This is a genomic window from Pseudomonas sp. W2Oct36 (assembly GCF_041060465.1).
Classification (GTDB): domain Bacteria; phylum Pseudomonadota; class Gammaproteobacteria; order Pseudomonadales; family Pseudomonadaceae; genus Aquipseudomonas; species Aquipseudomonas graminis_B.
Genome location: NZ_JAUERW010000002.1, coordinates 484,046 through 497,334 on the forward strand (window position 1 = coordinate 484,046; position 13,289 = coordinate 497,334).

10 protein-coding genes are annotated in these 13,289 nt (G+C 61.2%); 4 read left to right on the plus strand and 6 right to left on the minus strand.

What is annotated here, in order from left to right; genetic code table 11:
• Positions 1-156 precede the first annotated feature (156 nt).
• From pip to mdoH, 4 genes are all read left to right on the plus strand, one after another.
• Complete coding sequence (gene pip, locus QWI18_RS04960; RefSeq protein WP_296310919.1) at positions 157-1,128, plus strand: prolyl aminopeptidase; 972 nt, start codon at positions 157-159, stop codon at positions 1,126-1,128.
• Positions 1,129-1,566, plus strand: coding sequence for a D-aminoacyl-tRNA deacylase (gene dtd, locus QWI18_RS04965; RefSeq protein WP_065986671.1), 438 nt, complete (start codon positions 1,129-1,131; stop codon positions 1,564-1,566).
• Positions 1,567-1,824: 258 nt separating this feature from the next.
• Positions 1,825-3,804 carry a glucan biosynthesis protein gene (locus tag QWI18_RS04970; RefSeq protein WP_083233003.1) on the plus strand — a complete coding sequence of 660 codons (1,980 nt, stop codon included), beginning with the start codon at positions 1,825-1,827 and terminating at the stop codon, positions 3,802-3,804.
• Complete coding sequence (gene mdoH, locus QWI18_RS04975; protein ID WP_369318322.1) at positions 3,797-6,394, plus strand: glucans biosynthesis glucosyltransferase MdoH; 2,598 nt, start codon at positions 3,797-3,799, stop codon at positions 6,392-6,394. Before QWI18_RS04970 ends, mdoH begins: the two co-directional genes overlap by 8 nt.
• Positions 6,395-6,586: 192 nt before the next feature.
• Here the strand turns inward: mdoH and QWI18_RS04980 are convergent, their stop codons facing one another.
• The 6 genes from QWI18_RS04980 to QWI18_RS05005 all read right to left on the minus strand — a co-directional run bounded on the left by QWI18_RS04980 (position 6,587) and on the right by QWI18_RS05005 (position 13,273).
• Positions 6,587-8,530 carry a methyl-accepting chemotaxis protein gene (locus QWI18_RS04980; protein ID WP_369318323.1) on the minus strand — a complete coding sequence of 648 codons (1,944 nt, stop codon included), beginning with the start codon at positions 8,528-8,530 and terminating at the stop codon, positions 6,587-6,589.
• Between the two features lie 182 nt (positions 8,531-8,712).
• The gene (locus tag QWI18_RS04985) at positions 8,713-10,629 is read right to left on the minus strand and encodes a methyl-accepting chemotaxis protein (protein ID WP_369318324.1); all 1,917 of its coding nucleotides are present in this window, start codon (positions 10,627-10,629) and stop codon (positions 8,713-8,715) included.
• Positions 10,630-10,913: 284 nt separating this feature from the next.
• Positions 10,914-11,621: a 16S rRNA (uracil(1498)-N(3))-methyltransferase gene (locus tag QWI18_RS04990; RefSeq protein WP_296309040.1), complete on the minus strand. Its 708-nt coding sequence runs from the start codon at positions 11,619-11,621 to the stop codon at positions 10,914-10,916.
• On the minus strand, positions 11,618-12,412 hold the full coding sequence (gene tatC / locus QWI18_RS04995) for a twin-arginine translocase subunit TatC (protein WP_065986665.1): 795 nt from the start codon (positions 12,410-12,412) through the stop codon (positions 11,618-11,620). Before tatC ends, QWI18_RS04990 begins: the two co-directional genes overlap by 4 nt.
• Positions 12,409-12,978, minus strand: coding sequence for a Sec-independent protein translocase protein TatB (tatB, locus tag QWI18_RS05000; RefSeq protein ID WP_065986663.1), 570 nt, complete (start codon positions 12,976-12,978; stop codon positions 12,409-12,411). The genes tatC and tatB overlap by 4 nt, the downstream gene beginning before the upstream one ends.
• Before the next feature lie 10 nt (positions 12,979-12,988).
• Entirely contained in the window at positions 12,989-13,273 is a 285-nt protein-coding gene (locus QWI18_RS05005) for a twin-arginine translocase TatA/TatE family subunit (RefSeq protein ID WP_065986662.1), read from the minus strand.
• Positions 13,274-13,289 lie beyond the last annotated feature (16 nt).

Consider the following 13,289-nt stretch of genomic DNA (forward strand, 5'->3'; position numbering starts at 1 on the left):
GATCTTGCTCATGTTTTGCTGTCAGCGGGCATGTGCCTGTGACACAGGGGATAACAGTTGGCCGGAATCAGGCAGGCATGTTCATTCGCCGATTCAGGTTTATGATGCCCAACGGCAGATAGACCGCAGCCCCTGAACTGGACTTTTGGAGCACCTATGCAGACTTTGTACCCGCAGATCAAACCTTACGCCCGGCACGATCTGGCGGTGGAAGAGCCGCATGTACTGTATGTCGATGAAAGCGGCTCGCCGGACGGCCTGCCCGTCATATTCATTCACGGGGGGCCGGGTTCGGGATGCGATGCACAGAGCCGCCGTTATTTCGATCCTAATCTCTATCGCATCATCACCTTCGATCAGCGCGGCTGCGGTCGTTCAACGCCTCATGCCAGCCTGGAAAACAACACCACCTGGCACCTGGTCGATGACCTCGAACGCATCCGCACCCACCTGGGCATCGACAAATGGGTGGTGTTCGGTGGCTCGTGGGGTTCGACGCTCTCCCTGGCCTACGCGCAGAAACACCCGGATCGGGTCCATGCTTTGATTTTGCGCGGCATCTTTTTGAGCCGGCCCCAGGACATCAAGTGGTTCTACCAGGAAGGCGCGAGCCGGCTGTTCCCGGATTACTGGCAGGACTACATGGCGCCGATCCCGCCGGACGAGCGCCACGACGTGCTCGGCGCATTCCACAAACGCCTCACCGGCAATGATCAGATCGCCCAGATGCACGCCGCCAAGGCGTGGTCCACATGGGAAGGGCGCACCGCTACATTGCGTCCGAACCCGCAGGTGGTCGACCGCTTCACCGAACCCCATCGCGCCTTGTCCATTGCGCGCATCGAATGCCATTACTTCACCAATGGTGCGTTCCTCGAAGAAAACCAGCTGATTCGCGACATGCCGAAAATCGCCCATCTGCCGGGCATCATCGTCCATGGCCGCTACGACATGATCTGCACGCTGGACAACGCCTGGGAGCTGCACCAGGCGTGGCCGAACAGTGAACTGCAGGTCATCCGCGAAGCCGGTCACTCGGCGTCCGAGCCGGGCATCACCGATGCGCTGGTGCGGGCGGCGTCAGAAGTGGCGCGCCGTTTGCTGGATCTGCCGCCGGAAGAGGCATAAATGAAGGCCTTGCTTCAGCGCGTTTCCCAGGCGCGCGTCGACGTTGCCGGCCAGACCATTGGTGCGATTGATCAAGGTTTAATGGTCCTGATTGGCATCGAGCCTCAAGACACGCCGGCCAGCGCCGACAAGATGTTGCACAAGCTGCTTAACTATCGGGTATTCAGTGACGCCGACGGGAAGATGAATCTTTCGTTAATCGACGTTAATGGCGGCTTACTGCTGGTCTCTCAGTTCACACTGGCGGCAGATACCAAGAGCGGGATGCGGCCGAGCTTTTCAAAAGCTGCACCCCCGGCCCTCGGCGCCGAGCTGTTTGGCTATTTGGTGACGAAGGCCAAAAGCTCCCACGAGACGGTGGAAACGGGCCAGTTTGGTGCAGATATGCAGGTGCACCTGATCAATGATGGCCCTGTGACATTTTTGCTTGAAACCTGAGCGCCCCGGTCTTTTTGATGGCCCCGGATTTACTGGCTTCAAACGCAATAAATAGTTTGCGTCCCCTGATGCGTTGTAACGCGAGCTACTGGATAATCGCGCGCTACAAGGACGGGCCAAAGCCCGTTAAATCGGTAAAACGCAGACTGGTCCGGCACCGCTTGGGGAATCATTGGCCCCTTTTGGAGTCGGAACAGTGCTCGCCAACCCGGCATTTGATAGCTGGCCGTTGGTTTCTTCATCTGTTTTCGGCGAGGGTTGCTCGTGATTGTTAGTCCATGTAATGCACCAAAGAACCCGGGCGGGCGCTTGCGCAGCGCGCTGCTGGCAGGGTCGGCTTTGTTTTGTCTGTTCGGCGCCAGTCAGCTCTGGGCGTTCGATCTAGACGACGTGGCGACAAAGGCCAAAGATCTGGCCGGACAGAAATTCACCGCGCCGAAGAGCAATCTTCCGGCCGAATTCCGCGACATGAAGTTCGCGGACTATCAAAAGATCCGCTTCCTGCAAGACAAAGCCGAATGGGCGAATGACAAGACCCCGTTCAAGGTGTCGTTCTACCACCAGGGCATGCACTTCGACACCCCGGTCAAAATCAACGAAGTCACCGCCAACTCCGTCAACGAGATCAAGTACGACCCGACTCGTTTCGATTTCGGTGACGTGAAGTTCGATCCCAAGTCGACCGAGAACCTGGGCTACGCCGGTTTCCGCGTCACCTACCCGATCAACAAAGACGACAAGCAAGACGAAATCATGACCATGCTGGGCGCGAGCTACTTCCGCGTCATCGGTAAAGGTCAGGTTTACGGTTTGTCTGCGCGCGGGATGGCGATCGACACGGCGATGCCATCAGGTGAGGAATTCCCTCGCTTCACCGAATTCTGGATCGAGAAGCCAAGCCCGGATGACAACCATCTGGTCATCTTCGCCTTGCTCGACTCCCCTCGCGCCACCGGCGCTTACAAGCTGACCCTGCGTCCGGGCACCAACACACTGGTTGATGTCCAGTCGCGCATGTACTTGCGTGACAAGGTCGGCAAATTGGGCGTTGCGCCGCTGACCAGCATGTACCTGTTCGGCGCCAATCAGCCGTCGAAAGTCCTGAATTACCGTCGCGAGCTGCACGACTCCAGCGGTCTGTCGATCCAGGCAGCCAATGGCGAGTGGATCTGGCGCCCGCTGAACAACCCTAAACACCTCTCGGTCAGCAGCTTCTCCGTAGAGAACCCGCGCGGCTTCGGTCTGCTGCAACGTGGCCGCAACTTCAGCCATTACGAAGATCTGGATGACCGCTACGACAAACGTCCAAGCGCCTGGATCGAGCCGAAGGGCGATTGGGGCAAGGGCACCGTTGACCTGGTCGAGATCCCTACTGCTGACGAAACCAACGACAACATCGTTGCGTTCTGGAAGCCGGAAACCCAGCCAGAGCCGGGTCAGTCGATTGACTTCAACTACCGTCTGCACTGGACCATGGATGAGGATGCCATTCACTCGCCAGATCTGGGCTGGGTCAAGCAGACCCTGCGCTCGACGGGTGACGTGAAGCAGTCGAACCTGATTCGTCAACCGGACGGCAGCGTTGCTTATCTGGTGGATTTCGTTGGCCCGACCCTCGCCAAGCTGGGCGAAGATCCGTCGATCCGCAGTCAGGTCATCACCGATGACAATACCGATCTGGTCGAGAACAACCTGCGCTACAACCCGGTGACCAAAGGCTGGCGTCTGACGCTTCGCCTGAAGGTCAAGGATCCGGGCAAGGCGGTTGAGATGCGTGCTTACCTGCTGCGCGAAACCCCTGCCGAGCCGGGCAAGGAGCCAGCGGTCATCACTGCCGATAAGTCGGACAAGAAGCCGGCCGCCAAGGCTGATGCCAAGGCTGCTGTTGCTGCGGCGCCAGTGGTTGCTGCACCGAAGGACGAGAAAGCTGAACTCGTTAAGACCGATGCCTTGAAGGCCGGCGATGCGAAAGACGCGAAAGACATGAAGGACGCTAAAGGCCCTAAAGCCGACAGCAAAGATGCCGCCAAGTCGGCCGAAGCTACCAAGGTAGCCGAAGCCAAGTCGGATGAGGCGTCCAAGCCTGAAGCCGCACTGGGCGACGCTGCCAAGGCCAACAAAGGCATGAAAGAGACCCCGCAGCCAGCGGTAGAGGCTGCATCCACCCAACAGGGGCCGGCCATGATTCAACAAATCCTGACCGAAACCTGGAGCTACCAGTTGCCAGCCGATGAGTAATTCACACGCGGTGCCAGAGCCTTTGAATGAGTCTCTCAGCGAGTACCTGGCGCATCTGCCGATGACCGACGCGCAGCGGGCAGAACTTGCCAGCTGCACCTCGTTCGCTGAGCTGCACGAACGCCTTTCGGCGCAAACCGTCGCTGATCCTGCCGAGGCCTCCCAGGCCTCGGTGGGTCGTCGCCTGACCCTGACGACCGCTGATGAGCTGCACGAAGCCGAGATGCTGAGTGTCGACGCCAGTGGCCGCGTTGTCCTGAAAGCCACGCCGCCGATTCGTCGGACCAAAGTCGTGCCGGAGCCGTGGCGGACCAACATCCTGCACCGCGGCTGGCGTCGACTGACCGGCAAGAGCAATCCTCCTCCGCCCAAGGACGATCTGCCACGCGATCTGCCGAAGGCGCGCTGGCGTACCGTCGGTTCAATCCGTCGCTACATTCTGTTGATCCTCATGCTGGGCCAGACCATCGTCGCCGGCTTCTACATGAAGGGCATCCTGCCGTATCAGGGCTGGTCACTGGTTTCATTCGACGAAATCAGTCATCAAACCCTGTGGCAGACCGCTGTTCAGGTCATGCCGTATGCGCTGCAGACCAGCATCCTTCTGTTGTTCGGGATTCTGTTCTGCTGGGTGTCGGCCGGTTTCTGGACCGCGCTGATGGGCTTCCTCGAACTGCTCACTGGCCACGACAAGTACCGTATTTCCGGTGCAAGCGCGGGCAATGAGCCGATTGAAGCGGGCGCGCGCACTGCGCTTGTGATGCCGATCTGCAACGAAGACGTGCCTCGCGTATTCGCCGGTCTGCGGGCGACGTTCGAGTCGGTCAAAGCTACAGGCGATCTGGACCGCTTTGACTTCTTCATTCTCAGCGACTCCAACGAAACCGACATCTGTGTGGCCGAGCAACAAGCCTGGCTCGACGTGTGCCGTGAAACCGGTGGTTTCGGCAAGATCTTCTATCGTCGTCGCCGCCGTCGCGTTAAGCGCAAGAGCGGTAACCTCGATGACTTCTGCCGTCGCTGGGGCGGTGAATACCGCTACATGGTCGTGCTTGACGCTGACTCGGTCATGAGCGGCGAATGCCTTACCAGCCTCGTGCGTTTGATGGAAGCGACGCCGGACGCCGGTATCATCCAGACCGCGCCGCGTGCCTCGGGCATGGACACGCTGTATGCACGCATGCAGCAGTTCGCGACCCGGGTGTACGGCCCGTTGTTCACCGCCGGCCTGCACTTCTGGCAGTTGGGTGAATCCCACTACTGGGGTCATAACGCGATCATCCGAATGAAACCGTTCATCGAGCACTGCGCCCTCGCGCCGCTGCCGGGGAAAGGTGCTTTTGCCGGCGCTATTCTATCCCACGACTTCGTCGAAGCCGCGCTCATGCGCCGTGCCGGCTGGGGCGTGTGGATTGCCTACGACCTGCCGGGCAGTTACGAAGAGCTGCCGCCGAACCTGCTGGATGAGCTCAAGCGTGACCGTCGCTGGTGCCACGGTAACCTGATGAACTTCCGCCTGTTCCTGGTGAAAGGCATGCACCCGGTGCACCGTGCGGTGTTCCTGACCGGCGTGATGTCCTATCTGTCGGCTCCGTTATGGTTCTTCTTCCTGGTGCTGTCGACCGCGCTGCTGGCGGTGAACACGCTGATGGAACCGACGTACTTCATGGAACCGCGCCAGCTGTATCCGTTGTGGCCACAGTGGCACCCGGAAAAAGCCGTTGCGTTGTTCTCCACGACCGTCGTGCTGTTGTTCCTGCCGAAACTGCTCAGTGTGATCCTGATCTGGGCCAAGGGCGCAACCGGGTTTGGTGGCCGCATCAAGGTCACCCTGTCGATGCTGCTGGAAATGCTGTTTTCCATGCTGCTGGCGCCGGTGCGCATGATCTTCCACACCCGCTTCGTACTGGCCGCGTTCCTGGGCTGGGCTGCGACGTGGAACTCGCCGCAGCGTGATGATGACTCGACGCCGTGGAGCGAAGCGGTCAAGCGTCACGGGCCGCAGACGCTGCTGGGCTTCTGCTGGGCGCTGCTGGTGGCCTGGCTGAACCCGAGCTTCCTGTGGTGGCTGGTGCCGATCGTGGGTTCGTTGATGCTGTCGATCCCGGTGTCTGTGATTTCCAGCCGCACGAACCTGGGCTTGAAGGCGCGCGACACCAAGCTGTTCCTGATTCCGGAAGAGCACACGCCACCGCAAGAGCTGATATCCACTGATCAGTACACCCACGAGAACCGTTGGCATGCGCTGAACGACGGCTTTGTTCGCGCCGTGGTCGATCCACAGCAGAACGCCTTGGCCTGCGCGCTGGCGACTTCTCGCCATCGCGAGGCCGAGCCGATCGAGTGGATGCGTGTCGAGCGTGTGCGTCACGCGATCAAGGGTGGCCCTGAGCTGCTGAACAACCACGAACGCCTGCAATTGCTGAGCGATCCGGTTGCGCTGGCTCGGTTGCACGAACTGGTCTGGAGCGAAGGCAATTCCGCTTGGCTCAATGCCTGGCGCGCGTCGGTGGAAGCCGATCCCCATGCGCCGCTGCTGCCTTTGCAGCCAGCGACCCATGTGAATGACGCGACCCTCGTCAACGCCTGATTCATACGCTGAACAAAACGCCGCCGAAGAGTGATCTTCGGCGGCGTTTTTGTTTGGGCCGGGCCCTTGTGTAGTAGGACCGGCTTTAGCCGGGAAGAGGCCAGCGCGCGTGCTATTAGTTCTGCGGTGTGAATGCACACGCCTTCCCGGCTAAAGCCGGTCCTACAACTGGACGTCGCAGCCGGTTTCGCCTTAACTCACCCGAAACTTCCCGACCATCTCCTGCAGCTGCACACCCAGCCGCGCCAGTTCGATGCTCGACGCGGCCGTCTCCTCGCTGGACGCTGCGGTTTGCTCGGACACATCCCGAACGTTCAGCACACTGCGGTTGATCTGCTCCGCCACGCTGCTCTGTTCCTCGCCCGCCGCGGCGATCTGCTGGTTCATCGTCTGAATCGTCGACACCGTCCGTGTGATGTGTCCCAGCGCGCTGCCGGCCTGGCGACTCAACTCCACGCTGCTGTCGGTGAGGGTTCGGCTGGCATCGAGGGTCATCACCACTTGCTGGGTGCCGCTTTGCAGCGCCGCGATAAGCACTTCGATTTCCTCGGTGGATTCCTGGGTGCGCTGGGCCAGTCCGCGAACCTCATCGGCAACGACCGCAAAACCGCGTCCCGCTTCGCCTGCCCGGGCGGCTTCGATTGCGGCGTTCAAGGCCAGCAGATTGGTCTGCTGCGACACTGACTTGATGACGTCGAGGACACCGCCGATCTTGTCGCTCTCCAGCTTCAGCTTGCCCATGGCTTCGGTGGAATTATTCACCTCCAGCGCCAGGCGCTCGATCTGCGCGATGGCGTCGTTGACCACCTTGTCGCCGTCCCGCGCCTGCTGATCAGCGTGCCGCGCCGCCTCGCTGGCTTCTTCGGCATTGCGGGCCACTTCCATCACGGTTGAGGTCATCTCGTTCATCGCCGTCGCAACGCAGTCCGTTTCGTCTTTCTGACTGTTGACGCCCACGCTGGTCTGCGCCGTGACAGCGGACAGTTGCTCGGCCGCGCTGGCGATCTGGGTCACGCCGTCGCTGATGCCACTGATGAGCTTGCGCAGGCTCAGGGTCATCTCCTGCATGCTGCGCTGAAGCATGCCCATCTCGTCGCGGCGGCCGAGCTCCAGGTCCTGACTGAGATCACCGTTGGCGATGCGCGCCGCCGCACTCAAGGTCAGCCGTAGCGGCGCGATGATCTGCTGGGTGATCAGCCACGCCGCGAGCAGGCCAAGGAGCATTGCCAACCCGGCCACGCCACTGAGCGTCTGCCGCGACTGAGTGGCTTCGGCATCACGCCGCTGGCCTTGCAGCGCAGTGATCTCGCCGGTCGAGGTGAGCAGGCTCTCGCTCAGCGCCTCCATGGACTCCTGGGCCGCTTCAACCTTGACCTGCAGGTCTTTGAACTGGCCCATGTGCTCGCGGTACTTGAGCAGCGTCTTACGCGCCGTGAGCAATTCACTGACGTTGCCATCGGCTTGATCGCTGGCGATCTGCTCGACCTCCTTCAGCGCTTCGTCGATGGCGGTAATGGCGGCAATTTCATAGGACTCTTTACCGCTGAACACATACGCCTGGACTTCATAACGGGCATTTTGCACCTGCCCGCGCAATTGCTGGATGTTGGTGAACTCCCCGAGGCGCTCGCTGCTGTCCTGCTCTTGGCTGACGGCTTTCAAGACCTCGCTTTCCACCTGGCCGATGGACTTGATCGCCTCGTCCGAGAGAACCGCCAGCTGCGCACGCGAGTCGGCTCGCGCACTCAACAGCGTGGTCAGATCGGCAAAGGTGGCTTCGAGCGCCCTGACCGTGTCGCTTTGGCTGTTGAGCAGCTTGAGAATGTCGGCGGGAGGAGTATCGTCGCGCAGCACCACCAGATGCGCTTCGATTTCATTGATGCGGGCAACGACGCGCGAGGCGCTGTCAGCAGTGTTTTCGACCCGAAAGACGATGCGCTCGGCGCGCAGGTCCTTGGTCATCGCGTTGAGCTGAGCGATGGAGGTCAGTGACTCCGAGCGCTCGATCATCGTGTCGAGCCCATGCCACCCGGTCAGGGTAATGGCCAGGGTCAGAAGCAGAACCAGGCCAAAGCCCAGCGAGAGTTTGAGTTTGACGCTGGTGTTGGCCAGCGCCCGGTTGATGCGTTGCAACATGATGCGTCTCCTGCGGATGGGCGATAAACGCGCATCGGCAGGGGAGGCGGAGGCGTGACCTGATCAGGTCGTAGGAGATTTCCGAGGGGCGGGAAGGGGTGACGCGTGTCACAGATTCCGCCCCTATTGGAGGCTTTGCCGGCAGGCCGGTGGCTGATGCGGGTGCGAGCCGGGCAAGCGGATCAGATCCGGAAGCGACTCACCAGCCCTTGCAGATGGCTGCCCAGTCGCGCCAGCTCGACGCTCGACGCGGCGGTTTCCTCGCTGGCGGCGGAGGTCTGTTCCGACACGTCGCGCACGTTGAGCACGCTGCGGTTGATCTCTTCGGCCGTAGCGCTTTGCTCCTCGGCCGCGGCGGCGATCTGCTGGTTCATGGATTGAATCGCAGACACGGTCCGGGTGATGTTTTCCAGTGAGGTGCCGGCGCGGCGGGTCAGTTCGACGCTGCTGACCGTCAGTTCGCGGCTGTTGTCCATGATCGTCGCGACTTGCCGGGTGCCGTTCTGCAAGCCGGAAATCAGCTCTTCGATCTCTTCCGTGGATTTCTGCGTGCGTTGCGCGAGGCTGCGCACTTCGTCTGCGACCACAGCGAATCCGCGACCGGCCTCACCCGCCCGGGCGGCCTCGATGGCCGCGTTCAGGGCAAGGAGGTTGGTTTGTTGCGCAACGGACTTGATCACGTCGAGGACGCTGCCGATCTTGTCGCTCTCGCGCTTGAGTTCGGCCATCGCCTCGGTGGAGTGACCGACTTCGGTCGCGAGAAGCTCGATCTGCGCGATGGCCTCGTTGACGACCTTGTCGCCCTCACGCGCCTGGAGGTCAGCGGCTACGGCGGCCTCGGACGCTTCTTCGGCGTTACGCGCCACTTCCTGCACCGTGGCGGTCATCTCGTGCATCGCCGTCGCTACCTGATCGGTCTCGACCTTCTGGCTGTTGACCCCGGCACTGGTCTGCTCAGTGACCGCCGACAGCTCTTCGGCCGCGCTGGCGATCTGGGTCACGCCTTCGCCGATGCCGCCGATCAATTGGCGCAGCTCCACCGTCATGCGCTGGATGCTGCCCTGCAACTGGCCAAGCTCGTCGCGCCGGTCGACGCTCAAGTTGTGGGTCAGATCACCGGACGCCACGCGCTCGACCGCAACAAGCGTCTGCCCCAGCGGCACCGTGATTTGGCGGGTGATGACCCAGGCGGCGAAAACACCGAGGATCAGGGCCACTATCGTGGCAATGCCAAGGGTCGATTGGGCCTGGCGGGTGTCTGCCTCGCGTTTGGCGTTTTGCGAAATGTTCAGTTGTTCGCTGGCGTCCAGCAGCTGTTGCCCCAGCTCGGTCATCTTGGCGAGGGCCTGAACGCTGACCAGTTGCGCTTCACGGTATTGGCCGACAGCGTCGCGATAGCCTTTGAGCGCCAGGTTGGCCTTTTGCAGCTGCGGGATGTACTGGGAGGAAACGTCGCCGGCCAGCGTGTTGACCCCGACGATGGCTTCATCGATGGCGGCGGTGGCGTTCTTTTCGAAATCCGGTTTGCCACTGAAGGTGTAACCGCGCACCTGGAAGCGTGCCTGCTGGATCTGTTTGCTGACATCCACCGCGCTGTTGAATTGCAGGATGTTGTCGTGCTGCAGCAACGCCTGTTCGATCTGGTTGACGGTATCGACAGCGGCGTCGGCGGACGCGCCCAAGTTGGTTCGGCTGGCTTCGCGGGTCTGGATCGCTTTGGTCATGTCGCCAAAGGCACGGCGGTATTCGCTGGCGGCCTGAGCCTGAGCGTCCATCAGTTTGAGATCGCCGATGCCTTTGACCATGCTCTGGCCGGTTTTCAGGTCAGCGTCGAGCTTGTCCAGCGCGGTCATGACCGCCGTCGCGGCTTCAGCGGTGTATTGAGCCTCATACACCATGCCTGCCGTGCGCAGATCCATCGTCCGCTCACTGATCTGCGAGATCATCCCCAGCTTGTCGCCACGCTCGATCACCGCCTTCACGCTGGACCAGCCCGTCGCCGTGATAAGTAGCGTCAGCAACAGCACAAGGCCGAAACCGACACCCAGTTTGAGACGGACGCTCATATTTCCAAGGCGTTGGGTAAACCAGCGAGACATGATAATTCCTGCGAATTTTTTTATAGACGCTTGTGCATCGGCTGTCGCGCGGCAAACTGAAGTGCTTGATGAGGACGGGAGGTAGCTCGGGGGGGGCAAGGACATTGCCCGCCGTTCTGACACCGCGCGGCGGAGCAGCAGACATGGGCCGTGTGTGGGACTGAGCGTGCTCAGGACGAGGCCGGGACAGTCAGTAACGTTCTCGGGTGACTGAAACTGAGCCTTCGCGAGCAAGCTCGCTCCCACAGGTTCTATGTCTGTGGGGGAATCGGTGTCGCCATGTTCTAGAACAATCGGGCGAGTAGCGCGGTCACGGCGGTTTCAACGCGCAGGATCCGCGCACCCAACTGGACTGGATTCAGCCCCGAGGCCTGCAGCAAATCAACTTCGTATGGAATCCAGCCGCCTTCGGGGCCGATGGCCAGGGTGACGGGCTGCTCGACCGCGCGTGGGCAGGCGGGGAAATCACCCGGATGGCCGACCAATCCCAGCGTCCCTTCAACCACAGCGGGAAGGCGGTCCTCAACGAACGGCTTGAAGCGCTTCTCGATGACGATCTCAGGCAGCACGCTGTCCCGGGCCTGCTCCAGTCCGAGAATCAACTGCTCGCGAATGGCAGCCGGCTCCAGAAAGGGCGTCTGCCAGAAGCTTTTTTCGACGCGGTAACTGTTGACCAGGATGACTCGGGGGACACCCATCGTCGCCACGGTCTGAAACACCCGACGCAGCATTTTCGGGCGCGGCAGGGCGAGGATCAGCGTCAGGGGGAGTTTGGCCGGCGGGGCGTGCTCGAAGCTCACCGAAAGCTCGGCTTCACGAGTTTCCAGACGCAGCAATTGCGCACTGCCCAGCAAGCCGTTCACTCGACCGACCCGCAGGCTGTCGCCGACTTCGCTGCGATGCACTTCCTGCATGTGCTTGAGGCGCCGATCACGCAGCACGACCCGATCCGCCGCGATGAAGTCGGCGTCCTCAAGCAACAGCAGGTTCACGGCTGGGTCGCTGGCGGTTGGCTCTGTTCGTCTTCGGCTTTCTCGTCGTCTTCATGATCGCCGCGCTTGGTGATCATCGAACTGCACAGCACGCCGATTTCAAACAGCAGCCACATTGGCACAGCCAGAAGGGTCTGGGAAAAGATGTCCGGCGGGGTGAGGATCATGCCGACCACGAAGCAGCCAATCACCACGTACGGGCGAATCTTCTTCAGGTATTTGACGTCGACGATGCCGATCCACACCAGCAGCACAACCGCCACCGGAATCTCGAACGCGACCCCGAATGCCAGGAACAGCGTCATGACGAAGTCCAGGTAACTGGCGATGTCCGTCATCATCGACACGCCTTCCGGCGTGACGCTGGCGAAGAAGTGGAAGATCAGCGGGAAGACCAGGAAGTAGGCAAACGCCATCCCGGCGTAGAACAGGATGATGCTGGAGATCAGCAGCGGCACTGCCACGCGCTTTTCGTGCTTGTACAAACCTGGCGCAATGAAGCCCCAGATCTGATACAGGATCACCGGCATCGCCAGAAACAGCGCCACCATCATCGTCAGCTTAAACGGCGTGATGAACGGCGAGGCCACATCGGTCGCGATCATCGTGGCGCCGTCAGGCAGAAACTTGCGCAGCGGGGCCGAAACGAAGGTGTAGATCTTCTGGGTGAAGTAGAACAGCGCGCCGAAGATCACGAAGATCGCCAGCACGCAGCGCAGCAGGCGAGAGCGCAGTTCTGTCAGGTGCGAGACCAGCGGCATTTGCTGGTCGTTTTCCGGGATTTCGCTCATGGGGCTCGTGGTGGCAGTGACGAATCGTTGGCAGAAGGCGCACTTTGCACCGCGGTCGCAGGGGTGATGACCGGCGCAGGTGCGGGTGCAGAATCCGGCCCGACAGGCGAAGGTGCAGGCGCAGCAGGCTCGACATGAACGGGCGGCGGCGTAACCGACGCGCTTTCCGCCGGAGCGGCCGGGCCAATGTCGGCGCTCTGGGCCGGTGAGGCCGCACCCATGACCGGCGCTGTAGAGGCCGGAGCCGGTGGAATCGGCGTCTCGGCAGCGGGTTCAGCCGGTGCCGGTGTCGCGGGGGCTACAGGCGCTGCAGGCGGTTGCTGTGGCTGCATGATCTTGCGAGCTTCCTCTTCCAGCGAAAGGATATGCTCGTTGTGCAGCTGACGCCGAATCTCGTCAGCGCCGATTTCGCGCTCAACTTCCTGTTTGATCGCATTGAAGCTGCGTTTCAGGCGGCCGATCCAGAGCCCGGCCGTCCGTGCTGCGCCCGGCAGACGCTCGGGCCCCAGGACCAGCAGGGCAACGAGGCCGACCAGCAGCAGTTCAGAAAAGCTGATACCAAACATGCGTCACGACCTAGTCTTTGCGGAGGGGGTCTTCGACTCGTTGCGCCTGAGCGTCGATGGTGTGCGGCTGGTGCAGCGGCTGAGTCGGAGGGACAGGCTGCGCGGTTGGCTGTGGCTGAACCGGCGGCTGCACGGTTGGCTCTTCCGGATGTTTGTCGTCGTCATTCATGGCCTTGCGAAAGCCCTTGATCGACTCACCCACGTCAGTCCCCAGATTCTTGAGTTTCTTGGTGCCGAAGACCAGCACGACAACCACAAGAATGACGATCCAGTGTTTCCAGTCAAAAATGCCCATAACGCGTTCCTCACAA